22 protein-coding genes are annotated in these 25,377 nt (G+C 64.6%); 11 read left to right on the forward strand and 11 right to left on the reverse strand.

Annotation, left to right across the window (positions count from 1 at the left end):
- Nucleotides 1-15 precede the first annotated feature (15 nt).
- From D8Z78_RS03435 to D8Z78_RS03450, 4 genes are all read left to right on the forward strand, one after another.
- Nucleotides 16-1,344, forward strand: a complete 1,329-nt coding sequence (locus D8Z78_RS03435) for an amidase (RefSeq protein WP_121629113.1) — start codon at nt 16-18, stop codon at nt 1,342-1,344.
- Nucleotides 1,345-1,681: 337 nt separating this feature from the next.
- Entirely contained in the window at nt 1,682-2,860 is a 1,179-nt protein-coding gene (locus D8Z78_RS03440) for an aminotransferase class I/II-fold pyridoxal phosphate-dependent enzyme (RefSeq protein WP_121629112.1), read from the forward strand.
- Between the two features lie 19 nt (nt 2,861-2,879).
- Nucleotides 2,880-6,011: a DNA translocase FtsK gene (locus D8Z78_RS03445; RefSeq protein ID WP_121629111.1), complete on the forward strand. Its 3,132-nt coding sequence runs from the start codon at nt 2,880-2,882 to the stop codon at nt 6,009-6,011.
- Nucleotides 6,012-6,278: 267 nt separating this feature from the next.
- Nucleotides 6,279-6,872 carry a LolA family protein gene (locus D8Z78_RS03450; RefSeq protein WP_121629110.1) on the forward strand — a complete coding sequence of 198 codons (594 nt, stop codon included), beginning with the start codon at nt 6,279-6,281 and terminating at the stop codon, nt 6,870-6,872.
- Nucleotides 6,873-6,915: 43 nt separating this feature from the next.
- Here D8Z78_RS03450 and D8Z78_RS03455 read toward each other — a convergent pair whose 3' ends face one another.
- Nucleotides 6,916-7,509, reverse strand: a complete 594-nt coding sequence (locus tag D8Z78_RS03455) for a transglycosylase SLT domain-containing protein (RefSeq protein WP_121629109.1) — start codon at nt 7,507-7,509, stop codon at nt 6,916-6,918.
- Nucleotides 7,510-7,769: 260 nt separating this feature from the next.
- Between D8Z78_RS03455 and hspQ the strand changes: the two genes are divergently transcribed.
- The gene (gene hspQ, locus D8Z78_RS03460) at nt 7,770-8,096 is read left to right on the forward strand and encodes a heat shock protein HspQ (RefSeq protein ID WP_121629108.1); all 327 of its coding nucleotides are present in this window, start codon (nt 7,770-7,772) and stop codon (nt 8,094-8,096) included.
- 34 nt (nt 8,097-8,130) lie between these two features.
- Here the strand turns inward: hspQ and D8Z78_RS03465 are convergent, their stop codons facing one another.
- From D8Z78_RS03465 to D8Z78_RS03495, 7 genes are all read right to left on the reverse strand, one after another.
- Entirely contained in the window at nt 8,131-9,174 is a 1,044-nt protein-coding gene (locus D8Z78_RS03465; protein WP_121629107.1) for a threonine aldolase family protein, read from the reverse strand.
- 53 nt (nt 9,175-9,227) lie between these two features.
- Nucleotides 9,228-9,695 (reverse strand): YcgN family cysteine cluster protein, encoded by a 468-nt coding sequence (locus D8Z78_RS03470; protein ID WP_121629106.1) that lies wholly within the window; start codon nt 9,693-9,695, stop codon nt 9,228-9,230.
- Complete coding sequence (locus D8Z78_RS03475) at nt 9,692-10,624, reverse strand: bifunctional riboflavin kinase/FAD synthetase (RefSeq protein WP_121629105.1); 933 nt, start codon at nt 10,622-10,624, stop codon at nt 9,692-9,694. Before D8Z78_RS03475 ends, D8Z78_RS03470 begins: the two co-directional genes overlap by 4 nt.
- A 9-nt stretch (nt 10,625-10,633) precedes the next feature.
- Nucleotides 10,634-12,109, reverse strand: coding sequence for a MocR-like pyridoxine biosynthesis transcription factor PdxR (gene pdxR, locus D8Z78_RS03480; protein WP_121629104.1), 1,476 nt, complete (start codon nt 12,107-12,109; stop codon nt 10,634-10,636).
- 94 nt (nt 12,110-12,203) lie between these two features.
- Entirely contained in the window at nt 12,204-12,857 is a 654-nt protein-coding gene (locus D8Z78_RS03485) for a YggS family pyridoxal phosphate-dependent enzyme (RefSeq protein WP_121629103.1), read from the reverse strand.
- Nucleotides 12,848-14,302 (reverse strand): sulfotransferase family protein, encoded by a 1,455-nt coding sequence (locus tag D8Z78_RS03490; RefSeq protein WP_121629102.1) that lies wholly within the window; start codon nt 14,300-14,302, stop codon nt 12,848-12,850. Before D8Z78_RS03490 ends, D8Z78_RS03485 begins: the two co-directional genes overlap by 10 nt.
- Nucleotides 14,303-14,384: 82 nt before the next feature.
- Nucleotides 14,385-15,476 carry a porin gene (locus tag D8Z78_RS03495; protein ID WP_164932868.1) on the reverse strand — a complete coding sequence of 364 codons (1,092 nt, stop codon included), beginning with the start codon at nt 15,474-15,476 and terminating at the stop codon, nt 14,385-14,387.
- 414 nt (nt 15,477-15,890) lie between these two features.
- On the opposite strand from D8Z78_RS03495, the gene D8Z78_RS03500 reads away from it, so the two are divergent.
- Nucleotides 15,891-16,403, forward strand: a complete 513-nt coding sequence (locus D8Z78_RS03500; protein ID WP_240671972.1) for a DUF3576 domain-containing protein — start codon at nt 15,891-15,893, stop codon at nt 16,401-16,403.
- A 71-nt stretch (nt 16,404-16,474) separates the two neighbouring features.
- On the opposite strand, the gene D8Z78_RS03505 is transcribed toward D8Z78_RS03500, so the two are convergent.
- Nucleotides 16,475-17,734 (reverse strand): glycosyltransferase, encoded by a 1,260-nt coding sequence (locus D8Z78_RS03505; RefSeq protein ID WP_121629100.1) that lies wholly within the window; start codon nt 17,732-17,734, stop codon nt 16,475-16,477.
- Between the two features lie 312 nt (nt 17,735-18,046).
- On the opposite strand from D8Z78_RS03505, the gene leuS reads away from it, so the two are divergent.
- Genes leuS through holA form a run of 3 tightly spaced genes read left to right on the forward strand, consistent with a single transcriptional unit; the run spans nt 18,047 to nt 22,204 of the window.
- The gene (gene leuS / locus D8Z78_RS03510) at nt 18,047-20,698 is read left to right on the forward strand and encodes a leucine--tRNA ligase (protein WP_121629099.1); all 2,652 of its coding nucleotides are present in this window, start codon (nt 18,047-18,049) and stop codon (nt 20,696-20,698) included.
- A gap of 16 nt (nt 20,699-20,714) precedes the next feature.
- Nucleotides 20,715-21,182: an LPS assembly lipoprotein LptE gene (lptE, locus tag D8Z78_RS03515; RefSeq protein WP_240671973.1), complete on the forward strand. Its 468-nt coding sequence runs from the start codon at nt 20,715-20,717 to the stop codon at nt 21,180-21,182.
- Nucleotides 21,179-22,204, forward strand: a complete 1,026-nt coding sequence (gene holA / locus D8Z78_RS03520; protein WP_121629097.1) for a DNA polymerase III subunit delta — start codon at nt 21,179-21,181, stop codon at nt 22,202-22,204. Before lptE ends, holA begins: the two co-directional genes overlap by 4 nt.
- Nucleotides 22,205-22,324: 120 nt before the next feature.
- Here holA and D8Z78_RS03525 read toward each other — a convergent pair whose 3' ends face one another.
- Together D8Z78_RS03525 and D8Z78_RS03530 are read right to left on the reverse strand one after the other, a co-directional pair.
- Nucleotides 22,325-22,639, reverse strand: coding sequence for a DUF1244 domain-containing protein (locus tag D8Z78_RS03525; protein WP_121629096.1), 315 nt, complete (start codon nt 22,637-22,639; stop codon nt 22,325-22,327).
- 18 nt (nt 22,640-22,657) lie between these two features.
- Entirely contained in the window at nt 22,658-23,395 is a 738-nt protein-coding gene (locus D8Z78_RS03530; RefSeq protein WP_121629095.1) for an N-formylglutamate amidohydrolase, read from the reverse strand.
- Between the two features lie 189 nt (nt 23,396-23,584).
- Here D8Z78_RS03530 and pyk point away from each other — a divergent pair, with 189 nt between their 5' ends.
- Both pyk and D8Z78_RS03540 read left to right on the forward strand, forming a co-directional pair.
- Nucleotides 23,585-25,030, forward strand: coding sequence for a pyruvate kinase (pyk, locus tag D8Z78_RS03535; protein ID WP_121629094.1), 1,446 nt, complete (start codon nt 23,585-23,587; stop codon nt 25,028-25,030).
- 23 nt (nt 25,031-25,053) lie between these two features.
- Nucleotides 25,054-25,278: a hypothetical protein gene (locus D8Z78_RS03540; protein ID WP_121629093.1), complete on the forward strand. Its 225-nt coding sequence runs from the start codon at nt 25,054-25,056 to the stop codon at nt 25,276-25,278.
- Nucleotides 25,279-25,377: the final 99 nt, after the last annotated feature.

The following is a 25,377-nucleotide window of genomic DNA, read 5'->3' on the forward strand; positions in this document are numbered from 1 at the left end:
AAAGAGGGGACAGGCATGAGCGACTACAGCAGCATGACGGCCGCCGATCTGGGGCGCGGGATAGAGGCAGGAGAGATCGACCCGGTGGAGCTGGTCACGGCCTTTCTGGACGCGGCCGAGGCGCATGAGCATGCTCCGCGCATCTTCAAGCATCTGACGCGCGACCGGGCGCTGGCCGAGGCAAAGGCCGCGCGCGACCGGGCGGGGTTGGGGTTGCGGCGGCACCCGCTCGACGGGGTGCCGGTCAGCTGGAAGGACCTGTTCGACACGGCGGGGGTGGAAACCTGCGCCGGATCGGACCTGTTGAAGGGGCGCGTGCCCGCGCGCGATGCACGGGTCTTGCAGACGGCGACGCTGAACGGGCTGGTCTGTCTGGGCAAGACGCATATGTCGGAACTGGCCTTTTCCGGGCTGGGGCTGAACCCGATCACGCAAACGCCGCCCTGCGTGAATGATGCGGCTGCGGTGCCGGGCGGGTCGTCTTCGGGGGCGGCGGCGTCGGTGGCGTTCGGCCTTGCGCCCGTGGCGGTCGGGTCGGATACCGGCGGATCGGTGCGCATCCCGTCGGCGTGGAATGACCTTGTCGGGCTCAAGACCACCTCGGGGCGTTTGTCGCTGGAGGGCGTGGTGCCGCTGGCGGCGAAGTTCGACACGGTCGGGCCGCTATGCCGCACGGTCGAGGATGCGGCGCTGATGCTGTCGGCGCTGGAGGGCAGCCGGGTCGCGGATCTGCGCGGTGCGTCGCTGAAGGGCGCGCGCTTGGGCGTGTTGCAGACCATCGCGCTGGACGATCTGCGCGAGGTGCCGGGGGCGGCGTTCGAGCAGGGGTGCCAGCGCTTGCAAGAGGCCGGGGCCGAACTGATCCCGCTGGACTTTGCGCCGCTGCATGATGCGATGGGGGATGCGGCCATCCTTTACACCGCCGAGGCGTGGGCGACGTGGCGCGGCACGATCGAGGCCAACCCCGATGCGATGTTCCCGCGCATCCGCGAACGCTTTGAGGCTGGGAAACTGCCCAATGCCGCCGACTACATCGCCGCGTGGCACCGGCTGGACGCGATGCGGGCGCGATGGGCCGAGGCCACCGCAAGCCTTGATGCCGTGATCGCGCCCACGGCGCCGATCCTGCCGCCCGATGCCGCGCGCCTGATGAGCGACCCCGAATACTACGTGACCGAGAACCTGTTGGCGCTGCGCAACACGCGCATCGGCAACCTGACCGGCGGCGCGGGGCTCAGCCTGCCGACCGGTACGCCGTCCTGCGGGCTGATGTTCATCGGCACACCGATGGGCGAGGAGCATCTGCTGCGGCTTGGCGCTGCGGCGGAGGCTTGCTTGAAGTAAGCGCCGTTAAGTACTGAAATCACGTCAGGAATGCCGCTTCGCATCGTCGGGGCGGCATTTTTCATTGCCATGACCTGCGAGATTTTAAGCGCGAATTAACTTATCTTAATGCAACTTATTCTAAGCATTTGTCCCGTTTTGGTGGAAGTCATGGCGAAAATACACGTGTACCCTCAGAAGCCTCCCCAGATCCATCCACAGATATGGCGCTTATGCGACATTCTGGCCACAACATGCGGCTGTGCCATCGGGATTCTGGACAGGGGCCCCTTTGATTCCGTATCCTTCGCCAAAAGCGGGGCGCACATGATCCCGCAACTTTGAGGCAGCCTTACAGATGTTTCCCGAGCGGTTCTCGAACCTTCCGGCTTATGCGTTCCCGCGTTTGCGCGCCCTGTTGGACGTGCATGAACCGGGTGGGCCGGTGCGTCACATGTCGATCGGCGAGCCCAAGCACGCCTTCCCCGATTGGATCACCCAAATCATTGCGGACAGCGCCGCCGATTTCGGGCGCTACCCGCAGAACGAGGGCACGCCCGAATTGCTGGGTGCAATCCGCGACTGGCTGACGCGCCGCTACGGCGTGACGGTCGATGCGGAGACCCAGATCATGACGCTGAACGGCACACGTGAGGGGCTGTACAATGCCGGGATGGCCTTGGCCCCCGAGCAGAAGAACGGGCAAAAGCCCGTCTTCCTGATGCCGAACCCTTTCTATCAGGTCTACATGATCGCGGCGATTTCGACCGCCTCCGAGCCGGTCTTTGCCCCCGCGACGCAGGCCACCGGCCACCTGCCGGATTTCGCCAGCCTGCCCGAGGATGTGCTGGCCCGCGCGACCATGTGCTACATCTGCTCGCCCGCGAACCCGCAAGGCGTCATGGCGGACGAAACCTATTGGCGCGACCTGATCGCGCTGGCGGAAAAGCATGACTTCCAGATCCTTGCGGATGAATGCTATTGCGAGATCTACCGCTACGACGCGCCTCCCGGCGCGCTGGAGATCGCGCAGAAGATGGGGGCGCATCCGGAACGCGTGCTGACTTTCCATTCGCTGTCGAAACGCTCGAACCTTCCGGGGCTGCGCTCGGGCTTCGTCGCGGGCGGTCCCGAAAGCATCAAGCGCATGAAGCAGCTGCGCGCCTATTCCGGGGCACCGATCCCGATGCCGCTTCAGCACGCCTCGGCGGCGCTGTGGGCGGACGAGCAGCACGTGACCGAGAACCGCGCGCTCTATCGTGAGAAATACGACATGGCCGACGAGATCCTCGGCCACGTTCCGGGCTATGCGCCGCCGCAGGCGGGCATGTTCCTTTGGCTGCCGGTCGCCGATGGCGAGGCGGCGACGCTGAAACTGTGGAAAGACACCGGCGTGCGCGTGCTGCCGGGGGAATATCTGAGCAAGGACACGGACGGCCCCAATCCGGGCAAGGACTATATCCGCGTGGCAATCGTCGCGCCAAAAGAAGAAACAAAAGCAGGCCTGACACTGATCAGGGACTGTCTCTTTGGATAACAAGAAGACGAGGCAAGGCATGGCATCTTATCAGGCACGGGGGCGCGATCCCCTGTTCGATCAGAACACGGCGCTGGTGCTGGAAAAGCGCGGGCGGGAACTGGTGGGCATCGGACTGATGGTGCTGGGCCTCGTGGTGGCGGCAACGCTCGTGTCCCATGCGCCGACCGACCCGTCTTGGGTCGCGGCCACGGACGCGCCGGTGCAGAACTGGCTGGGGCGGCCCGGGGCCTTTGTCGCGGCCTTCCTGCTGATGATCGTGGGGCTGGGCGCATGGGCGATCCCGGTGGCCTTCCTTGCTTGGGGCGTGCGGTTGGTCATCCACCGCGAGGAGGACCGCGCCTTGTGGTGCATGATCTTCGTCCCGGTCTGGGTGCTGATGGCGTCCGTCTATGCGGCCGGTCTGACGCCGGGCGACGACTGGGTCCACGATATCGGACTGGGTGGTCTGTTCGGTGAGATGATGATGGGCGGTTTCCTGACCGCGCTGCCCTTGCCGCTGGGCTTCGGGCTGAAATTCACCCAATTGCTGCTGGGCGTCGGGATATTGGCGATGGGGGCCTTTGTTCTGGGGTTCACCCGGCCCGAGCTGCGCGCCATCGCGCGCTTTTTGATCGTCGGGCTGATCGTCACCTATGCGCAGGTCGTCCGGCTGCTGGGGCTGGGCGCAGGCACGGCCTTGCAGGCCGCGCAGAATGCCCGCGCCGCTCAGGCCGCCCGTCGCGAAGAGCGCGCGGCCAGCGCCGTCGAGGCTGCCCTGTACCAAGTGCCCGAAGGCCATGTCGCGCCCGCCATGCCCGCAGCCCCGCGCGTGCGCCGTGCCCCGCCGCCGGTCGAGCCGCAGATGTTCGAAGACCCCGATTATGACATGGCTTACGCACCCGAGCCGGAGCCAGCGCCCGAACCCGAGCGCGGCGGCTTCCTGTCGCGCATGCCGTCGTTGATCCGCCGTGTCGACCCCGATCCCATGCCGGAACCGGAACTGGTCGAGGAACTGGTGGATTACGAGGTCGAGATGCCGGGCGAGGACCGCATCCGCGCCAAGATCGCGCGCGCCGTGAAATCGCATCGCTCGGTGGGCACCGGGCCGACCATTTCCTTCAAGGCGCCGGACCCGGAGAAGCCCCTGACGAAGGGGCGCGGCCACGGGCCGAAGCCGCTGATCTTCAACGCGCATCAGCGCCCGCCGATGAAGGCCGAACCGCCCTTGACCGCCGCGCAGCGCACGCTGCCGCCCGAGCCACCGCTGACCGCGCCTGCACCCACGCCTACAATGGCCGAGGCGCCCGCCGCGCCCGTCGAAAAGCGTGTGGCCGACTGGACGGCACCGCAGGCGCAGCCGATTCCGTCGCGCCCGGAACGGGTGATCGAGGAGGACGCCTATGCCGAACTGACGGAATTCGACGACTACGGCGACGACTACGACGCGGGCGCGCCCTATGTCGAACCCGCGGTCGATTACAGCGCCGAGTTCGAGGACGACCTGCCGCCCGCACCGCCGATCCATCGCGGTGGCGTGCCGATCCCCGAACCCAAGAAGGTCGTGCAGCAGCCCGTCCGCAAGCCCCTGACGCCGTCCAAGCGGGCACAGGCAGAGGCGCAGCCCTCGCTGAAGTTCGAGGACAGCCATGCGGATTACGAACTGCCGCCGCTCAGCCTGTTGATGTCGCCCGACCAGATCGAACGCCATCACCTCTCCGACGAGGCGCTCGAAGAAAACGCGCGGATGCTGGAAAACGTGCTGGACGATTACGGGGTCAAGGGCGAGATCGTCAGCGTGCGCCCCGGCCCGGTCGTCACCATGTACGAACTGGAACCCGCGCCGGGCTTGAAGGCGTCGCGCGTCATCGGTCTGGCCGATGATATCGCGCGGTCGATGGAGGCGCTGTCGGCGCGTGTCTCGACCGTGCCGGGCCGCTCGGTCATTGGCATCGAACTGCCCAACAACGACCGAGAGATGGTCTGCTTCCGCGAAATCCTCGCCAGCCGTGAATACGGCGACGGCAAGCATGCCCTGCCGCTGGTTCTGGGCAAGGATATCGGTGGCGATCCCATGGTCGCCAACCTCGCCAAGATGCCGCACCTGCTGATCGCGGGCACCACCGGCTCGGGTAAGTCCGTGGCGATCAACACCATGATCCTGAGCTTGCTGTACAAGCTGACGCCGGATGAATGTCGCCTGATCATGATCGACCCCAAGATGCTGGAACTGTCGGTCTATGATGGCATCCCGCACCTGCTGTCCCCCGTCGTGACCGACCCGAAAAAGGCCGTCGTGGCGCTGAAATGGGTCGTGGGCGAGATGGAGGACCGCTATCGCAAGATGTCCAAGATGGGCGTCCGCAACATCGACGGTTACAACTCCCGCGTCGAGGATGCGCTTAAGAAGAACGAGATGTTCGAGCGCACGGTGCAGACCGGCTTTGACGATGAAACCGGCGAGCCGGTCTTCGAGACCGAACAGATCGAACCGAAGAAGATGCCCTATATCGTCGTCATCGTCGACGAGATGGCCGACCTGATGATGGTTGCGGGCAAGGAGATCGAGGCTTGCATCCAGCGTCTGGCCCAGATGGCGCGGGCCTCCGGCATCCACCTGATCATGGCGACGCAGCGCCCCTCGGTCGACGTCATCACCGGCACGATCAAGGCGAACTTCCCCACCCGGATTTCGTTTCAGGTCACGTCCAAGATCGACTCGCGGACGATCCTTGGCGAGATGGGCGCCGAGCAACTGCTGGGGCAGGGCGACATGCTGTATATGGCGGGCGGGGCCAAGATCACCCGCTGCCACGGGCCGTTTGTCTCGGATATGGAAGTCGAGGAAATCGTCAACCACCTCAAGGCCTTTGGCCCGCCGGAATATGTCGGCGGCGTCGTGCAGGGGCCGGATGACGAGAAGGCCGACAATATCGACGCTGTGCTGGGCCTGAACACCGGCGGCAACACCAATGGCGAGGATGCGCTTTTCGATCAGGCCGTGGCCATCGTCATCAAGGACCGCAAATGCTCGACCTCGTATATCCAGCGCAAGCTGGGCATCGGCTACAACAAGGCCGCGCGTCTGGTCGAACAGATGGAGGACGAGGGCGTCGTCAGCCCCGCCAACCACGTCGGCAAACGCGAGATATTGGTGCCGGAACAGGCATAACGGACCAGCGGGCGCCTTCGGGCGCCCGTTTTCGTTGCGGATGCCACGCCGTTCGGAACAGGACAGGCATCCTGCCCCCAGAAAAACGCCCTATGTCTTGGATGGGAGGTGGCCCGGATCGGAACCGGGACACAAAGGGTTGATCCGGTGAACTCTTCCCCTTGATCGGTGGGGATTTGCCGACGATATCAGCAGCCGACCCGCGTGCTATCGCATAACGCGCGCCAAGGTGCCACATACAGGGCAACCGAGCAGGAAGGAACACATATGATCCGCAAGGTTCTGAGCATCGTCACCGCCGCCGTTCTGGCGCTGCCCGCCACGGCGGACGAGTTGTCGCTGAATGAAATCTCACGCTATCTGAATTCGATCCAGGCGGCGCAGGGGGGCTTCACCCAGATCAATGCCGACGGGACGATCTCGACGGGGACGATCGCGATCAAGCGCCCCGGCAAGGTGCGGTTCGACTACAACCCGCCGGAACGCGCGCTGGTGCTGGCCTCCGCGGGGGCTGTCTATATCCTCGACCGCAAGCTGGGCGGCGATCCCGAGACCTATCCGCTGAACCAGACCCCGCTGTCGATCATCCTCGATCGCAATGTCGACCTGACGCAGGCCGGGATGGTGCAGGGGCATCGGTACGACGGCACCGCGACCGTAGTGACCGCGCAGGACCCGAAGCGCCCGGAATACGGAACGATCCAGCTGAAATTCACCGACGACCCGGTGGAGTTGCGGCAATGGGTGATCAACGATGGCGATGGCAACCAGACGACGGTCGTTCTGGGCGGTCTGGAACGGGCAAGCCTGCCGAACACGATGTTCTACATCGATACCGAACTGGACAAGTTGCGCCGGTAAAGGCTTGGGTAGGATGGGTGTGCACCCATCCTACTTTGCGTGATCAGCGCGCGGCGCGGCAGCGCCGCAGTTGCTGGTCGTACAGGATGGCGCGCTCTCCGACCTCGGCAGAGACGCGCAGCAGCCAAGCCTTGGCATTGTAGCTGCCACGGCGATAGCCGGTGCGCCCTTCGTGATAGGCCAGATAGTGGTTGCGCGCGTCCCACATCGGGATGCCAAGCTGCTGTTCCGACTGTTTCATGTACCAGCCCATGAAATCCGTCGCATCGCGGATGTTGTCCCGCCGGGCGCGGCGGTTGCCGGTCGCTTGCAGGTACTCGTCCCAAGTCCCGTCCAGCGCTTGGCTATACCCGAAGGCCGAGCTTTGGCGACCCATCGGGATCACGCCCAACGTGTAGCGGAACGGGGTGCGGGCGTCCGAGATGAACTTGCTTTCTTGGTAGATCGTCGCCATCTGAACATGCACGGGTACGCCGTACTTGCGCTCGGCGGTCTTGAAGGCGCGGAAATAGGTGGGGCGCTGTTCGAGGATCGAACAGGCGTTGTCGAGACTGCGCGGTGCCTTGCCCGACCCGCCGCCGCCCCCGCAGGAGGCAACGAGAAGAAGGATCACCATTGCGCGAAGGTACTTGCTCATTTGCCTCTCGCGTCGTTTGTTGGTTTTGTTGGGCAGGAGTTTAACGGATTGCGCTGCCGGTGAAAATCCCATTTGCTGGTGCGGGCGAGTCGCAGGCGGCTTCGCGCCCGGATACCGGAGCGGCGCTGCCCAAAGTGGCAACACGGACTGTTGGTTTGCACGTCACAGAGTGTTTCCGGCAAGAATCTGGCCAAAACCGGGAAATTTGGTCATAATTGAAAAAATACCGGCGGAAAGCTTGGCAAGACGAGGTGTATCACATGCTGAAGACGCGCGCGAAATACCATCTGGGTCAGGTTGTCCGCCATCGCAAGCACCCCTTCCGGGGGGTGGTTTTCGATGTCGACCCAGAGTTTGCGAACACGCAGGAATGGTATGACGCCATCCCCGAGGAGAGCCGGCCGGTCAAGGATCAGCCGTTCTATCACCTGTTGGCCGAAAACGATCAGAGCTACTACGTGGCTTACGTGTCCGAGCAGAACCTCGTGGCGGATTACTCGGGCGAACCCGTCGAACATCCGGACATTCCCGACCTGTTCGGGAAGTTCAATGACGGGTCCTACGAGCTTCACTTCCAGATGAACTGAGGGGCGGCGGGGCAAGGCCCCGCCAAGCGCAGGGTCAGAGCGCGCCGCGCAGGACGTTCAAGAGATCGTCGATCATGGCCTGCGAACAGGACCAGTCGCAGACCAGCCGCGCCATGACCTGCTGTTCGTCCGGCAAATTGTCCGGTTCCATGTAGTGATAGGCCGCGCCTGCAGCCTTCGCGGCCTTATGCGCCTTCATCGGGGCGCGAAAGAAGATCATGTTGGCCTGTGTGTCGTTGACGATCTCCAGACCCAAATCTTCCAGCCCGGCGCGCAGGCGCGCGGCGCTGGCATTGGCGTCACGGGCAAGGTCGCGCCACAAGTCGTCGGCCAGATAGGCATCCATCTGCGCGGCAAGGTAGCGGTGCTTCGAGAAGAGGTGCCCGGCGCGCTTGCGGCGGTACTCGAATTCCTCCGCCTTGGCGGGATCGAAGATCACCACCGCCTCGACGCCCATGCAGCCGTTCTTGGTGCCGCCAAAGACGGCAACGTCGACGCCGATCTTCCAGCTCATCTCGGCGGGGCTGCAGCCAAGCGCCACACAGGCCTGCGCAAAGCGCGCGCCGTCGAAATGTACCGGCAGACCGTAATCCTGCGCCACGGCACACAACGCCGTCATCTCGCCCAAGGTGTAGACATTGCCCATCTCGGTGACATTGGTGATCGAGACGGGGCCGCGCTTGGGCCCATGCACGCCACGATTGCCCTCGCCCTCAATGGCGGCGCGCAGCGTGTCGGGGGTCATCAGGTCGCCGGGGCGGACAAGAGTCAGCTTTGCGCCACCGGTGTAGAATTCGGGGGCGTTGCACTCGTCCTCGTGGATATGCGCCTTTTCCGAGCAGAAGATCGTCTGGAAGGGCTGACACAGGATCGCCAGCGCCAGCGTGTTGGCGACGGTGCCCGTGGGAACGAGGTAAACGGCGGCGTCGGGGGCTTCGAACAGGGTGCGGATCCGGTTTGCCACGTCCTGTGACAGCGGATCGTTGCCGTAGCCCATCGCGTAGCCGTCATTGGCGCGGGTCAGGGCCTCCATGACCTTGGGGTGGACGGGGCCGGAATTGTCGGAGGCGAAATGCATGGCGGTCTCCCTTGGCGCAGGTTTGTGTAGGATGGGTGATCACCCATCCTACTTCAGGTCGGCTCTTCGATGATGTGGTCTTCCCAGTCGTCCTCGTCCACCTCGAATTCCGGCACGGTGTGGCCCTGCATCGACACCCCCGCCGCATGGACACTGTCCGGATGGCCGGAAATCAACGGGTGCCAGTCGTACAGGGGCTGGCCGTTCCACAGCAGCTTGTAGGCGCAGGTTTCGGGCATCCAATACAGGTTGTCCTCGATATTCGAGGGCTTCAGCACGATGCATTCCGGCACGAACTGATGGCGGATCTTGTATTGCGCGCACAGGCAGGTCGCGTCGTCCAGCAGGCGGCAGGCCACGCGGGTCAGGGCGACCTCGCCGGTTTCCTCGTCTTCGAGCTTGTTCAGGCAGCATTTGCCGCAGCCGTCGCACAGCGCCTCCCATTCGCGCTGGGACAGTTTCGACATCGGCTTTCTTTCCCAGAACCGATCGGTCAGCCCGTGGCGGTCGATCTCGCTCATAGCGCGGCCAGAATGCGCCTTGCATCGACGCAATCGGCATCCATCTGGGTGATCAGGGCTTCGAGGCTGTCGAATTTCAGCTCGGGGCGCAGGTAGTCCACCAGTGCGACCGACAGCGTTGCGCCGTAGAGGTCGCCGGTGAAATCGAACAGGAAGGTTTCGATATTCGGGACCTCGCCGTTGAACATCGGGCGCACGCCCACCGAGGCCGCGCCGTGATAGCTGCCCTTGTGCGGCCCGTCGCGCACATCGACCAGCACCGCGTAGACGCCGAATTTCGGGGGGGCGAGACCGTCGATCGACATGTTCGCCGTCGGATATCCCAACTCGCGACCGCGCTGTTCGCCGCCGATCACTTCGCCCTCGATCCGGTGCCAGTGGCCCAGCTGTTCGGCCGCGATGCGCGGGCGGCCATCGGCCAGCGCCTCGCGGATCGCGGTCGACGAGACCTGTATCCCGCCGGTTTCCAGCAGCTCCGTCACCGTCACGCCAAAGCCCATTTCCGCGCCGAAAGCCTGAAGGTCGGCCACCGATCCGGCGCGCCCCTTGCCAAAGCAGAAATCCGCGCCGACGACCACATGCACCAGCCCAAGCCCCTGACAGATCACCTTTTCGGCGAATTCGCGCGGCGAGAGGGAGGCGAGCGAGGTGTTGAAGTTCAGCTGGTACAGCCGCTCGACGCCCAGTTTCTCCAGCCGGGCGGCCCGGGCCTCGGCGCTCATCAGGCGAAAGGACGGCGCATCGGGGGCGAAATATTCGCGCGGATGCGGCTCGAACGTCATGACGCCCAAGGGCGCGTTCGGGGCGACCTCCCGTGCCAGACGGATCACCGCCTGATGGCCCAGATGGACGCCGTCGAAATTGCCGATGGCGGCGCAGGCGCCGCGATCTTCGGGTCGGGTAAACTGGTAGTCTCTGACGATGCGCATGGGCCCCGATTAGCCCGCCGCGCCCGCACGTGCAAGCACCGCCGCGATGCGCGCAACGCCTTCGTCGATACGCTCGGAAGGGATCGAGCTGTAGCCCAGCCGGTAATGGGTGCGAGGCGGGCTTTCCCCGGCAAAGAACGGGGCGCCGGGTTCGATCAGCACGCTGTCGGCGCGCAGGCTGTGGGCCAGTTCGGCGGTGTCGATCCCGTCCGGCGCCTGCATCCAGAAGGATGACCCGCCATGCGCGCCCTTGCCGGCGATCTCCAGCCCATAATGCGACAGCGCGGTTTCCATGACCGCGCGCCGCTCGCCCAAGGCGCGCCCGATGCGCCGCACCAGCGCGTCGTAATGTCCGAGCGACAGGAAATAGGCGGCGGTGCGCTGGATGTGGCCGGGCGGGTGGCGCAGCACCGAGGCGCGTAGCGCCCGCGCCTCGGCGATGAATTCGGCGGATCCCACCAGATAGCCCAGCCGCAGCCCCGGAAACAGCGACTTGGAAAAGCTGCCGACATAGACGACGCGGCCGTCCTCATCGAGACTCTTCAAGGCGGGGGAGGGCGCGCGCAGGAAGGCCATCTCGAATTCGTAATCGTCCTCGACGATGACCGCGCCCAGCTCTGCCGCGCGCGCCAACAGCGCCTGACGACGCCTTAGCGGCAGGGTGGCCGATGTCGGGCATTGATGGCTTGGCGTGGTAAAGATCACGCGCGTGCCGTCGGGGATGGCGTCGGGCGGCAGGCCGTGTTCGTCGACGGCAACGGGATGGGCGCGGGCGCCCGCCTGCGCCAGAAGCGCGCGCAAGGCCGGGTAGCAGGGATTCTCGATCGCGACGGGGCGTTTGACCGTGAGCAGTTCCGCCGCCAGCCAAAGCGCGTTCTGCGCACCGAGGGTGATCAGGATCTCGTCGGGGCGGGCCATGATGCCGCGCCGGGGCAGGGTGTGACGCGCGATGAAGCTGACCAGCTCCGGGTCATCGGCGTCGAACTGGTCCTGCGTGAGCGCGGTGAAATCCTTGGCCCCGAGCGCCTTCATGGCGCAGAGCCGCCAATTGGCGTGATCGAACAGGGTCGCATCGGCCTGCCCGTAGATGAACGGAAACCTGTAAGAGGCCCAGTCGCTGGGCTTGCCCATGCCAAGCGCGGCCTTCCCGGCGAACCGCCGCGCCAGCGCGCTGGACCAGTCGACGGTGTCGACGCGCGGGGCGAGCGGGCCGAAATCCGGCGGTTCCGGCGCGTTGTCGCTGACGAAATAGCCCGAGCGCCCGCGCGAGGTCAGGTAGTCATTGGCCTGCAATTCCGTGTAGGCCAGCGTGACCGTGATGCGGCTGACCCCCAGATGGGTCGCAAGACGTCGGGTCGAGGGCAGCTTTTCGCCCCGGCGAAAGCGCCCGGACAGGATGCCCTCGGCCACCATCTGCTGGATGCGCGCCTGAAGCGTGCCTTGCGCCGAGGGCGCGAGGTGAAAGGTTTCGACCAGGATCGCCATGGCACAAGGTTAGTCTGGACTCACGGGCGCCGCAATCTGGACCGGGGCAAATTCCTTGGACGGCATTTGCACGGCTCCTCGACCGGCCTTGCGCCTAGCCGGGAACGCGCTCTCCGAAAATCGCGGAGCCGACACGGATATGGGTCGCGCCCAGCGAGATTGCCTCTTCGAAATCGCCGCTCATCCCCATGGACAGGCCAGACAGGCCGTTGCGCTCGGCGATCTTGCGCAACAGCGCGAAATGCAGGCTCGGGGTTTCCTCGACCGGCGGGATGCACATCAGCCCCTTCACCGGCAAATCCAGCGCGCGGCACTCCGCGACGAACCCGTCGGCGTCGGCTGGCAGAACACCGGCCTTTTGCGCCTCCTCGCCGGTGTTCACCTGAATGAACAGGTCGGGGCATTGCCCCAACTCCTGCGCCAACCGCGCCAGCGCCTGCGCCAGCTTGGGCCGGTCCACCGAATGGATCGCGTCGAACAGCTCCATCGCCTGCCGCGCCTTGTTGCTTTGCAACGGCCCGATCAGGTGAACCGACACACCATCGAAGCGCGCCTTGAAATCCGGCCACTTGCCCGCCGCCTCCTGCACGCGGTTCTCGCCAAAGACCCGGTGGCCCTGTTCCAGCACGGCTTCGACGCGGTCGTTCGGCTGCACCTTGCTGACCGCGATCAAGTCCACCCCGGCCGGGTCGCGCCCGGCCTCGGCGCAGGCCTTTTCCATGCGGTTGCGGATGTCACTCAATCCCATGGCTCGTCTCCCCAAGCGTCGATGAAAGGCTGCAATTCGGTTTCATAGGCTTTCCATGCGGCCTTGCGGCCTGCATGGATCGGCTGGCGGACCTGGGCCAGCGACAGGGTCTGCACCGCCCCGGCCACGTTGTGGCTGTCAAGGCAGGCGTCCTCCCAGTCCAGACCCGCAGCCGCCACCAAAGCGCGCGCATGCCTTGCCTGATCCGAGACGAGGTCCTCGTAGCGGATTTCGTGGATGACGCCGGGCAGGCGGTCCTTCCAATGGGCCACGCAGCGGCGGAATTCCTTGATCGCAAAGGCGATGTCCGCCAGCGCATTGGCATAGCGGTGCGTGCCCGGCGCAAAGAAGTTCTTGTAGATCGACAGCGCCACGTCGCGCGGGTCGCGATGCACGACGATCAGCCGCGCGCCGGGCATGGCGCGGTGGATCAGTCCGAAGATCAGGAAGCTCTGGATCGACTTGTCGGTGACCACGCCCTGCGCCCGCCCGCAATCGCGCGCCGCAAGCGTCTGGACCTGCCCGGACCAGTCCCGCAGGGCCTCGGGGGACAGGCTGTCCACTGGCTGAAACCCAAAGCTGCGCGCCGCCAGCCGCAGCGCGTGGCCCATCTCGCCCCCGGCGGAGGCCTGCGAATGACGGGCAATGATCTGCTCGACCAGCGTCGTGCCCGACCGGGGCATGCCGCAGACAAAGACCGGGCGCAGCGCCATGTCGCCGGGCAGGGGGGACAGATCGCCATCCTGCGCGGCAAGGAAGGCATCGACCTCGGCGCGGCGCGCAGCGCGGTCAAAGGGCGCGGCCTTGGCCTGCAAGGCGTTCGCCTTGTTCAGGTATCCAAAGACCTTGTCCCGCGCGCCGCTGTCCTCCATCGCCTTGGCCAGCGCGAACCCCAGATGCATCCGCCCCGGTTCGTTCAGGCGCGGTTCGGCCCAGAGTTTCTGCATCTGGCGAATCATGGGGTCGCCCGCCTTCAGCTTTTTCGTGCCGAGGAACATGCGATACAGTTCGGTCTGCGCCGGGTGTTTCCGGATCAGCTTGCGAAACAGCGCCTCTGCCTCGTCGAAGCGCCCCAGCGCCTGCAGGTAATGCGCGAGGTCCGCCTGCGGGCGGATCTCCTTCGGGGACAGTTTCGCGGCTGTCTCATAGGCCGCAATCGCCTGCCCGGTCCGGCCAAGCGCGCGGTAGCGCCCGGCGGCGGTCAGCCACAGGGCCGGTTCCGCCCCGGCAAGTGTGGTGGCGCGGTCGAGATGGGTGAGGCAGGCCGCCACGTCGCCCAATTCATAATCGAGGCGTGACAGGTGCAGGGGAATTTCCGGGTTGCCCGGTTCCGCCAAGGCCAGCTGCGCAAAGGTGCTGCGCGCCTCGGTCAGGCGTCCTTCGGCGATCTGGCGCCGGGCCTGCGCGGCCAGTGCGGCCTTTTGATGGGGGGACAGGGTCAACATGCGCTCAGGCGTAACCCCACCGCCTGAAAAAGAAAAGAGCGGGCACAAGGCCCGCTCTCTCTTTGCCGTAAGGCTGGTGTCCTTAGAAGGACATTGCCAGACCCAGCGAGTAGCTGTCGGTGTCGAAAGACACGCCACCGGACGACAGCTCGGAGTGGCCGTAGCCCAGCTGTGCGGCCAGACCGCCGCCCAGGTCATAAGCAACTGCCAGGCCGTAGCCCTTGTCCTGCAGGCCGTCGATCCCGTAGCGGTCGTCGTACTCACCGTAGTTCACGCCGATCGCCAGTGCGTTCTGGGTGTAGCCCAAGCCGATGCCCCAGTGGCTTTCGGTCTCGTCCAGCGGTGCAATGTCTGCGTACTTCGCTTCCGAGTAGTTCAGAGCGAAGGACAGGCCGTTTGCCATGTCGGCTTTGACCGAGACACCCATGACTTCCGAGCGCAGCGGGCCGGAACCGGTCAGCAGAGCCGAAGCGGTTTCGTACGCTGCAACCGTGTTGTTCAGCGTCACGCCTGCGGACTCACCCGGTGCGGGCACGTAAGCCAGAGCTGCCGCGAAGCCGAGAGCGGCCGACGCGTTTGCTGCAGCCTGGTCGCCGGACTGGTAGCCGATGCCAACGGTCAGAGCGGTGCCGCCCAGATCGCCGGAGTATTTGAAGCCAAGGCCCCAAACCGGATCGAACACGCCTGCATCGTCGATTTCAGTCGACAGGTAGCCGGAGAAGCCCGAAGCGGTGTACGAGAAGGTTGCGATCTGACCGTCATACGAACCGTCGAGGCCGGCGTTGCCGTTGAAACCCCAGTGCGCGGTTTCGCTGTCGTCGATCGAGCCAGCTGCAACGTTGACTTCGGTCATTGCTGCGTCGAATGCACCGTCAACGTCGCCCATGTCGAGGCGTGCGCCGCCGTAAGCAACGAAGTAGGTTTCGCCGCCCTGGGTGGTGTTGCCGAATGCGCCGTTTTCGTCGAGGTCGACTTTGGCACCGAAGGTCAGGCCGTTGTCTGCTTCGCCGGTCATGGTGAAGGTGACGTCGATGTCGGTGTGGAACTGGGTGACATCACCGTACATTCCGCCGCCAAGGATACCGATTTCAGCGGAGCCGGTCAGAGCGATTTCTGCCGATGCTGCGCCCGCGGTTGCAACCAGAGCAGTGGTCGCGAACAGGATCTTTTTCATTGTTTCCCTCATGTGTTCAAAGGCACGTACCAAGCCGGGTTGCCCGACCTTGATGACGTTTCTATGCGCTTTGGGGGGGTCGTTTTGCAACCCGATCAAAAGAACACCCCGCAACAAGCCCCTCAGTGATGCGATATTGCCACAAGCCTTTGTCCCGGCGGCTTCGAAACCGTCAAAACGCGCAGAAAACCGCCGATTTCCCGTGGCTTCGACGATTTGCGGGACATGTGACCGGGCTGCGTCGACCGGCGCGCCAGACGCGTGCTGTGCATCGACACATTAGAGTCGCGTGCCCGTGCGCGTGCCCGAGGCCGCAGTTTTCGGCTTTGGGCGGGGCCTGATTCATCAACGTCTTGCCGCCAATGGCTTGCACTTGTATGCAGTCAGGAACGGATCCTGGTGGGAGAAACTGTCATGCGCATGTCGCGAATCCTTCTGGCGATGGGCCTCGGCGCCGCCTTGCTTGTCCAGGCGGGCTGCGGAGCCTTTGGCACACGCGGCAATCGCGAACCGGTTCAGACCCCGCCGGTGGAGGAAATCCTTGCGGATCTGGATCGCCAGCAGGGCAGGAAGCGGTCCACCCGCGGCACGATCTGGGATTTCTTCAAGGCGCGCGAGGATCAGGGCAAGCTGGGCGCGGTCAACAAGTATATCTGGAACGCCTCGCTGGATGTCCTCGATTTTCTGCCGGTGCAGAATGTCGACCCGTTCACCGGCGTGATCACCACGGGCTACGGCACGCCTCCGGGCGGCGGTCGGGCCTATCGCGCGACGATCTACGTGACCGACCCGGCGCTGGACGCCCGGTCGCTGAATGTGGCGCTGATGACGCGTTCGGGTCCGGCCTCGGCCTCCACCGTCCGCGCGATCGAGGACGCGATCCTGACCCGCGCCCGCCAGTTGCGCGCACAGGACAGCCGCCTGTAAGCCAAAGTACGACAGGCAGGAACGACAAAGCCGGACCGATTGGCCCGGCTTTTCTTTTGGCATGATGGGGGTCAGTCGCGGACCGGGCGCGGGTCCAACGCGGCAAGACGGTTCACCCAGTCGATATGCTGCGGCAGGCAAACCCCTTGCAGATCATAGTTTTCCTGCACGAAGCTGCGCGCGTTCGCACCCATTCGCGCGCGCGTCGCGGGATCGTTCAGCAAGGCATCCAGCCGTTCGACCAGCGCCTCCTTGTCGAAGAAGTCGACCATCCAGCCATTCTCGTCCTCGGTCATGACCTCGCGCACCGGTTCGGTGCCTGACGCGAGGATCGCGCAACCGGCGCTCATCGCCTCGAGCAGCGACCATGACAGGACGAACGGATAGGTCAGGTACACATGCGCCGTGGACACCTGCATCATCGCGAGGAACCGGTCATAGGGCACGCGGCCCAGAAAATGCACCCGGTTCCAGTGCGGCGTCGGGATGCGCCCGCGCACTTCGTCGATGAAGATCTGCTTCCAGCTTTGGCCAGCGGGGGGCTTTGCCCCGTAGGATACCTCGTCCCCGCCCAGCAGCACCACATGTGCGTTCTTGCGGCGTTTGAGGATCTCGGGCAGGGCCCGCATGAAGATGTGATAGCCGCGATAGGGTTCGAGATTGCGGTTGATGAAGGTGATGACCTCGTCATCGCGCGTCAGGGTCAGGTCGTCGCTGATCTTGAGCTGTGCGGCGGGGTTCGGTCGGACCAGTTCGGTGTCGATGCCGTCATGGGCAACGGTGATCCGGTCCTGCCAGTGCGCGGGGAAGGTCGAGGCCTGGAATTGCGTCGGCGAAATGCCCGCATCCATGACCTCTTCGTGCAGGCGGTTGTTGAGGTTCTTCATCCGGATGCGCAGCCGATCCGCTTCGGGGCTTTTCGACGGGAATTCCGGGTCGAAATCAAGAAAGGGCTTGCTGGTCAGGTGATACAGTTCGCAATACAGGCCCAGCCGGGCCTCGGGCCAGATGTCCTTGAGGAACATCGACTCGCCCCAGCCGTGATGCGCGCAGATCACGTCCGGAATGAACCCCTGTTCGCGCAGGGCCTTGGCCCCTCGGTAACAGGACGTCGCGCGGATGATCTTGGTTTCGAAATCCGCGAGCCACGGGTGGATGTTCTTGGTCGAGTTGCCCTGTATGGCGTAGGGGATGATCTTCACGCCTTTCCATGTCTGCGGTTCCTTGACCTTGCAGGTCAGGGCTATGACCTCGTGCCCCTGTGCCACCAGGGCCGGAGCCAGGTGTTTGTACTGGCCGGGGAAATTCTGGTGGATCAACAGGATCTTCATGGGATGCGGGCCTCGTGGAAATTGCTTTGCGCAAGCTATGACACGGCTTGCGCGGGCTTCCAAGAATGCGATGTCCCGCAATTCCGGCAGACGAAGCGCCGGTTCGATCAAAGCGCCGTCCAAGGCCCTTCGAAGGGCCTTGAACAAGCGCTTTCGAAAGCGCTTGGACGCGCAGCGTCGAGGTGGTCTGGCTCAAGGCGCTTCGAAGCGCCTTGCCCCGCCCAGCCCGTCGCGTGACGCCTTGCTCTGGACCATTGCGCGCCAAACCCCTATCACCCAGCCCAAACCTGCCGTTCTCCTAAGGAAACCCGGATGTCCCGCTACGACCCCGCTTCGATCGAACCGAAATGGCAAGCCGCCTGGGAAGAGGCGCTGACCTTCAAGGCCACGCGCGAAGGCGACAAGCCCAAGTATTACGTGCTCGAGATGTTCCCCTATCCCTCGGGCCGCATCCATATCGGGCACGTGCGCAACTACACGATGGGCGACGTGATCGCGCGGTATAAGAAGCAGAACGGCTTCAACGTCCTGCATCCGATGGGCTTCGACGCCTTCGGGATGCCTGCGGAAAACGCGGCGATGGCGAGCGGGGGCCACCCGAAGGACTGGACCTACGGCAACATCGACACGATGGTCGGCCAGATGAAGCCCTTGGGCTTCGGCCTTGACTGGTCGCGCATGTTCGCCACCTGCGATCCGGAATATTACGGCCAGCAGCAGGCCTTGTTCCTTGATTTCCTTGAAAAAGGGCTGGTCTACCGCAAGAACGCCATGGTCAACTGGGATCCAGTAGACATGACTGTTCTGGCCAATGAGCAGGTCATCGACGGCTGCGGCTGGCGTTCTGGCGCGCCGGTCGAGCGCAAGGAACTGACCCAGTGGTTCTTCAAGATCTCCGACAAGTCGGGCGAGCTGCTCGATGCGCTCGACACGCTGGATAACTGGCCCGCCAAGGTCAAGACGATGCAGGCCAACTGGATCGGCCGCTCGCGCGGGCTGCAATTCGCCTTCAGCACCATCGACGCGCCCGAAGGTTTCGACCGGATCGAGGTCTACACCACCCGCCCCGACACGCTGATGGGGGCGTCCTTCGTCGGCATTTCCCCGGATCACCCGCTGGCCAAACAGCTGGAGAAGGACAATGCGGACCTCGCGGCCTTCACCGCCGAATGCCGCAAGATGGCGACCACCGAAGAGGCCATGGAAAAGGCCGAGAAGAAGGGTTTCGACACCGGGCTGCGCGTCCGTCATCCCTTTGACACCGCTTGGGAATTGCCGGTCTATGTGGCGAATTTCATCCTGATGGATTACGGCACCGGCGCGATCTTTGGCTGCCCGGCCCATGACCAGCGCGACCTCGATTTCGCACGCAAGTACGATCTGCCCGTGGTCTCGACATTTGCCCCGGCGATGGGCGAAGAGGGGACCTTCATCCTGCCCGAGGACGGTGGCCCGGCCTATGTCCCGCCCAAGCAGGAAACCGTGCGCTGGCTCAAACCCTTCAACTGGGACGAGGCCGCGACAGGCGAGGCCGCGATCGAGGCGGCCATCGATTTCTGCGAGAAGAATGGCGTGGGCCAAGGCGTGACCAAGTTCCGCCTGCGCGACTGGGGCCTGTCGCGCCAGCGTTACTGGGGCTGCCCGATCCCAGTCGTGCATTGCGACACCTGCGGCGTCGTGCCGGAGAAGAAGGAAAACCTGCCGATCCAGCTGCCTTATGACGAGGCGGGCAAGCCGATCGACTTTTCCATTCCCGGCAACCCGCTGGACCGCCACCCCAACTGGCGCGATTGCGAATGCCCGTCCTGTGGCAAGCCCGCCAAGCGCGAAACCGACACGATGGACACGTTTGTCGATTCGTCGTGGTACTTTGCCCGCTTCACCGCGCCGCGCGCCACGACACCGACGGACCTGTCCGAGGCCGAATACTGGATGAATGTCGATCAGTACATCGGCGGCATCGAACACGCGATCCTGCACCTGCTCTACTCGCGCTTCTTCGCGCGGGGGATGATCGAGACGGGGCACCTGCCCGAGTCCGCCAAGGAGCCGTTCAACGCGCTGTTCACGCAGGGCATGGTGACGCACGCGATCTATCGTCGTTCTTATTTGAAGAGAATTGATGATATTGATGGGGCGCCAGCCCACTTGACGACTTACAGATACTATTATCCTGAGGAAATAGCCGTACGGGAAGGCAAAGCATATCTGGTCAACGATGACGTTGAAACCCAGCTAAAGGCTGGAGACGAAGTTGAGGTCGTTCCGTCGGCGAAGATGTCGAAGTCGAAGAACAATGTCGTCGACCCGATGGCGATAATCTCGACCTATGGTGCGGACACGGCGCGCTGGTTCGTGCTGTCCGACTCGCCGCCCGAGCGCGACGTGGAATGGACGGCCTCGGGCGCCGAGGCGGCCAATAAGCATCTTGGCCGCGTCTACCGCATCGCAGCGGAAATCGCCGCCGGAGACGCGCCCTCGACGAAAGAAGACGAGGCGCTGCTGAAAGAGACGCACAAGACCATCCACGATGTGACGATGGGCGTCGAATCCTTTGGCTTCAATGCGGCGATTGCCAAGCTCTATGGCTTCACCAACACCCTCTCGAAATCGCGCGCGGGCAAGGAGGCCAAGACATTCGCGGCCAAGACGCTCGCGCAGCTGATGTCGCCCATGACCCCGCACCTGTCCGAGGAAATCTGGCAACTGCTGGGCGGCGAGGGGCTGATCGCGGATGCACCGTGGCCGAAGGCCGACGAGGCGATGCTGGTCGAGGATTCGGTGACCCTGCCCATACAGGTCAACGGCAAGCGCCGCGGCGAGATCGAGGTGCCCAAGGACATGCCCAAGGAAGAGGTTGAAAAGCTGGTCCTTGCGCATGATGCTGTGGTCAAGGCTTTGGACGGCGGCACGCCGAAGAAGCTGATCGTGGTGCCGGGGCGTATCGTCAATGTGGTTGTCTGACCGACGAACCTTTCTCGTGAGCCTCGCAGCCCTTGGCGGCTGCGGGTTTACCCCGGTCTACGGGCCGGAGGGGGCCGGGACGGCCTTGCAAGGCGCGATCCGCCTGCGCGCGCCCGATGGCCCGGGCGCCTACCGGTTCAACCAGCGTTTTGAGGAACGTCTGGGGCGTTCAACGTCGCCGACCTATGAGATGGCGGTGAACCTGTCGGTCAAGCAGGTTGGCATGGGCTCGACCTCGGCCGGGTCGACGACACGGTTTCGTGTCGACGGCACGGCGGATGTGGCCCTGACCCTGATTGCAACAGGAGAGCCGGTGCTGCGGGAAACGATCACTGCGTTCACCGGCTATTCGACGACCGGCAACACCGCGGCCACCTTGGCGGCGGAACGCGATGCCGGGGCGCGGCTGATGGTGATCCTTGCGGATCAGACCGTCGACCGGCTGTTGCTGAACGCCGACCGGCTGGCTCAGGCGGCCCGGTGAAATTCTCTGTCCGCGATGTGAACGGCTTTTGCGCGCGCCCCGATGCCGGGGTGGCGGGTATCCTGCTGTATGGCGAGGACACGATGCGCGTTGCGCTCAAGCGGCAGGAACTGGTGGCCAACATTGTCGGTCCCGAAGGCGAATCGGAAATGCGCCTGACGCGCATTCCCGGTGCGGATCTGCGCAGCGATCCGGCGCAATTGCTGGATGCGGTCAAGGCGGTGGGCTTCTTTCCCGGGCCGCGCGCGGTGCTGGTCGAAGAGGCGGGCGACGCGACCGCCAAGGCCTTTGGCGCGGCGCTGAAGGACTGGCGCCCGGGGGATGCACAGATCGTGGTGACGGCGGGTGCGCTGAAAAAGACCTCGGCCCTGCGCAAGCTGTTCGAAGCCGCCCCCAATGCCGCCGCCGGGGCGTTGTTCAACGAACCGATGGGCCGGGCCGAGATCGAGACTGAACTGAAGCGCGCCGGTCTGGGGCAGATCGACCGCGAGGCGATGGGCGCGCTGGAGGAACTGGCCCGCGCCCTGACGCCGGGGGATTTTCGCCAGACGCTGGAGAAGGTCGCGCTGTACAAACTGGGTGATGATGCGCCGCTGACGCCGGATGAGGTGGAGTTGAACGCGCCCGCCTCGGTCGAGGCGGAGATCGACGAGATCTTCCATGTGCTGGCCGAAGGGCGCACGGCAGAGATCGCGCCGGTCATGGCCCGGCTGAGCGCGCAGGGGGTGACGCCGGTCACGCTGCTGATCATGGGCGCGCGGCATTTCCGGGTGCTATACGCGATTGCCTCGGCGCAGGGTGGCCCGTCTCAGGGCATCCAGCGGGTGCGCCCGCCGCTGTTCGGGCCGCGCCGCGACCGGATGTTGCGGCAGGCGCAGGGCTGGTCGGTGACGCGGCTGGAAGACGCGCTGGGGGTCTTCATGGAGACCGACCTGACCTTGCGCTCCGCCGGTCAGAAGGCACCGGCCGAGGCGCTGGTCGAGCGGGCCTTTGTCCGGCTGGCCTACATGGCGCGGCGCTGAGGTCTGGGCGGGCAAGGCCCTTCGAAGGGCCTTGGATCAAGCGCTTTGCAAAGCGCTTATACACGTCTTCGAAGACGTGTGGGTCAAGGCGCTTCGAAGCGCCTTGCGCCGGAATTGACCTCACGACTTGTCGGTGACGTTTTCCTTGAACGCAACCTCGAAGGCGGCCTGTTTCTCTGGGCTGGCCTCGGCTTGGTTCTGCGCCTTCCAGTCGTCATAGGGCATGCCGTAATAGATCTCGCGCGCTTCGTCCTTGGACATCTCGACGCCGCGTTCATTGGCGGCCTCCTGATACCAGCGCGACAGGCAGTTGCGGCAGAACCCGGCCATGTTCATAAGGTCGATATTCTGCACGTCCGCGCGGTCTTCCATCAGGTGCTGGCGCAGGCGGCGAAAGGCGGCGGCCTCGATTTCCAGGCGGGTTTGATCGTCCATCTTGTCTCTCCTTGTCAGTCAATCGGCGACCCGGGCCAGCGCCTGCTCCAGCATCGGGGCGAGCCTTTCGCCCCAATGCGCCTGCGATGGCGCGTCCGCGATCAGGTCGTTGCGTATCTCGATAAGTGTGTTGTTGCGGCCATGGCGCAAGGCGTGGCGGTCGATCGCGTCGCCGGGCAGGTGGCCGGGATAGGGCTCGTTCCGGCCGACGGTGATGTCCGGCTCGGCGTCCAGAAGCGCGATCAGCGGATCGGACAGCCGCGCATCCCAGGCGTGCAGGACACCGACATGCCACGGACGGGTGGGGCGCCCGCGCAATTGTCGCGTAAAGGAGTGGATCGAGACGAGAACCGTATCGTCGTGCCGCGCCGCCAGCCGTTCCAGCGCCGCATGGTAGGGGCGGTGATAGGCGTCGAGGCGGCGCTCGCGCTCTTCGGCACCGGCGTTGCGGTTGCCGGGAATGATCGACCCGTCATAGAGCTTCATCAGCAGGGTGGGGTCGTCCTCGCCGCGGTTCGGGTCGATGACGAGCCGCGAAAAGTCCGACCAGACCAGCGGCGCGTCCAGCGCCTCGGCCAGTGCGCGGGCCACACCCAGCGCGCCGACATCATAGGCGATATGGCGGGCCATGTCGGCATCGGGCAAGCCAAGCGTGCCGCCGAGATCCTCCGGGACGGTGTTGGTGGCGTGGTCGCAGGTTATCAGAAACCGCGCTTTGCGGGTTTCGCCTTCGATGTGGTATGGGGAATATGTCATGGTCGCGTCATCTCTGTCACGTTGGGTATAGCGACGTTGCGCAGGCGCGGCAAATGCGTCATAACGCGAGCGACGTTAGCGATAACATCCGCCGGAGAATTCGACCTGTCCGGTGGCGTTGACCCAAAGTAGGATGGGTTCGAACCCATCCTACCTTCCGTAATTCCGCCCAGAAACGAGGCACCCGACATGAAACGCGACCGCAAGACGAAAATCGTGGCCACACTTGGCCCGGCCTCCAACACCTACGAGATGATCCGCAAGCTGCACGAGGCCGGGGCCGACGTCTTTCGCCTGAACATGTCGCATGGCAGCCACCCCGAGATTGCCGAGCGTCACCGCATGATCCGCCAGGTGGAAAAGGACCTTGACAGTCCCATCGCCATCCTCGCGGACCTTCAGGGGCCGAAACTGCGCGTCGGCGTCTTTGCCAATGACAGCGAGGAACTGGAATGGGGCGAGACCTTCCGCCTCGACCTCAGCGACGAGCCGGGCACGCACAAGCGCGTGCAACTGCCGCATCCCGAGATCTTTGCCGCGCTCGAAGTGGGCACATCGCTGCTCGTCAATGATGGCAAGATCCGCTTGCGGGTCGAGGAATGCGGCGACGATTTCGCCAATTGCACGGTCGTGACCGGCGGCACGATTTCGAACCGCAAGGGCGTCAACGTGCCCGACGTGGTGCTGCCCGTGGCGGCGCTGTCGGAGAAGGACCGCAAGGATCTGGAATTCGTCTGCGCGCTGGGGGTCGACTGGCTGGCGCTGTCTTTCGTGCAGCGGCCCGAGGATGTCGAGGAAGCTCGTCAACTGGCGGGCGGGCGTGCCGCCATCCTGTCGAAGATCGAGAAACCGGCGGCGGTCAAAGCCTTCGATTCGATCCTTGCGGTCTCTGACGGGATCATGGTCGCGCGTGGCGACCTGGGCGTGGAACTGCCTGTCCAGAACGTGCCGCCGATCCAGAAACGCCTCGTGCGCAAGTCGCGCGCGGCGGCCAAGCCGGTGATCGTCGCGACCCAGATGCTCGAATCGATGATCGAGTCGCCGATGCCGACCCGGGCCGAGGTCTCGGACGTGGCCACCGCCATCTACGAGGGCACCGACGCGGTCATGCTGTCCGCCGAATCGGCCGCAGGCGATTACCCGATCGAGGCGGTCACCACGATGAACAACGTGGCGATCGAGGTCGAAAGCGACCCGACCTATACCTCGATCATCGAGGCCTCGCGCACCGCCCAGCGGACCACCATCGCCGATGGCATCGTCGCCGCCGCGCGCGAGATCGCCGAGACGACGGACATCAAGACGATCTGCTGTTTCACCTCGTCGGGCACCACCGCCGCGCTGGTCGCGCGCGAACGCCCGCGCGTGCCGATCATCGCCATGACCTCGTCGCGCGGCGCCGCACGCCGCCTGTCGCTGCATTGGGGCACCCAATGCGTGATGACCGGCGAGCTGGAACGCTTCAAGCAGGCGGTGGTCAATGCGGCGCGCGCGGCGCGCTCCGAGGGCTATGCCGACGAGAACGACCAGATCGTCGTGACCGCCGGCGTGCCCTTCAACCAGCCCGGCACCACGAACATCCTGCGCGTCGCACCTTGTGACGAGCGTTTGATCTATTCCACCGATCCGGAATAGGCTTTTTCCCGAAAGGGGAGCGCATGGAACCTGATCTGATCCTCGTGGTGGGGCTGGTTTTCCTGGCCCTGTCCATCCCGGCGATCGTGTCGGCGTGGTCGGACGGGCGTCCGCCACGGGCGGCGGCCATCGTTCTGGTCTGGGGCGGCGGGATGATCGTCTATGCGCTGGGCACCAAGCCGGGTGGCTACGGGTGGGCGGACTTGCCCGACGCCATTTATGGCGTCATCGCGCGGGCGATATTCTGAACGGGGGATGGGTGATCACCCATCCTACCTCTTGCCAAACCCGGGCAACTCCCCTACACGGCCCCCTCAAACCGCGCGTCCGGCCCAAGCGGCATGCCG

This window comes from Tropicibacter alexandrii, assembly GCF_003667315.2.
Taxonomy (GTDB): domain Bacteria; phylum Pseudomonadota; class Alphaproteobacteria; order Rhodobacterales; family Rhodobacteraceae; genus Tropicibacter; species Tropicibacter alexandrii.

Coding starts and splice junctions, on each gene's coding strand:
- D8Z78_RS03435 (WP_121629113.1), top strand. CDS start 16: ATGAGCGACTACAGCAGCATGACGGCCGCCGATCTGGGGCGCGGGATA.
- D8Z78_RS03440 (WP_121629112.1), top strand. CDS start 1,682: ATGTTTCCCGAGCGGTTCTCGAACCTTCCGGCTTATGCGTTCCCGCGT.
- D8Z78_RS03445 (WP_121629111.1), top strand. CDS start 2,880: ATGGCATCTTATCAGGCACGGGGGCGCGATCCCCTGTTCGATCAGAAC.
- D8Z78_RS03450 (WP_121629110.1), top strand. CDS start 6,279: ATGATCCGCAAGGTTCTGAGCATCGTCACCGCCGCCGTTCTGGCGCTG.
- D8Z78_RS03455 (WP_121629109.1), bottom strand. CDS start 7,509: ATGAGCAAGTACCTTCGCGCAATGGTGATCCTTCTTCTCGTTGCCTCC.
- hspQ (WP_121629108.1), top strand. CDS start 7,770: ATGCTGAAGACGCGCGCGAAATACCATCTGGGTCAGGTTGTCCGCCAT.
- D8Z78_RS03465 (WP_121629107.1), bottom strand. CDS start 9,174: ATGCATTTCGCCTCCGACAATTCCGGCCCCGTCCACCCCAAGGTCATG.
- D8Z78_RS03470 (WP_121629106.1), bottom strand. CDS start 9,695: ATGAGCGAGATCGACCGCCACGGGCTGACCGATCGGTTCTGGGAAAGA.
- D8Z78_RS03475 (WP_121629105.1), bottom strand. CDS start 10,624: ATGCGCATCGTCAGAGACTACCAGTTTACCCGACCCGAAGATCGCGGC.
- pdxR (WP_121629104.1), bottom strand. CDS start 12,109: ATGGCGATCCTGGTCGAAACCTTTCACCTCGCGCCCTCGGCGCAAGGC.
- D8Z78_RS03485 (WP_121629103.1), bottom strand. CDS start 12,857: ATGGGATTGAGTGACATCCGCAACCGCATGGAAAAGGCCTGCGCCGAG.
- D8Z78_RS03490 (WP_121629102.1), bottom strand. CDS start 14,302: ATGTTGACCCTGTCCCCCCATCAAAAGGCCGCACTGGCCGCGCAGGCC.
- D8Z78_RS03495 (WP_164932868.1), bottom strand. CDS start 15,476: ATGAAAAAGATCCTGTTCGCGACCACTGCTCTGGTTGCAACCGCGGGC.
- D8Z78_RS03500 (WP_240671972.1), top strand. CDS start 15,891: ATGCGCATGTCGCGAATCCTTCTGGCGATGGGCCTCGGCGCCGCCTTG.
- D8Z78_RS03505 (WP_121629100.1), bottom strand. CDS start 17,734: ATGAAGATCCTGTTGATCCACCAGAATTTCCCCGGCCAGTACAAACAC.
- leuS (WP_121629099.1), top strand. CDS start 18,047: ATGTCCCGCTACGACCCCGCTTCGATCGAACCGAAATGGCAAGCCGCC.
- D8Z78_RS03525 (WP_121629096.1), bottom strand. CDS start 22,639: ATGGACGATCAAACCCGCCTGGAAATCGAGGCCGCCGCCTTTCGCCGC.
- D8Z78_RS03530 (WP_121629095.1), bottom strand. CDS start 23,395: ATGACATATTCCCCATACCACATCGAAGGCGAAACCCGCAAAGCGCGG.
- pyk (WP_121629094.1), top strand. CDS start 23,585: ATGAAACGCGACCGCAAGACGAAAATCGTGGCCACACTTGGCCCGGCC.
- D8Z78_RS03540 (WP_121629093.1), top strand. CDS start 25,054: ATGGAACCTGATCTGATCCTCGTGGTGGGGCTGGTTTTCCTGGCCCTG.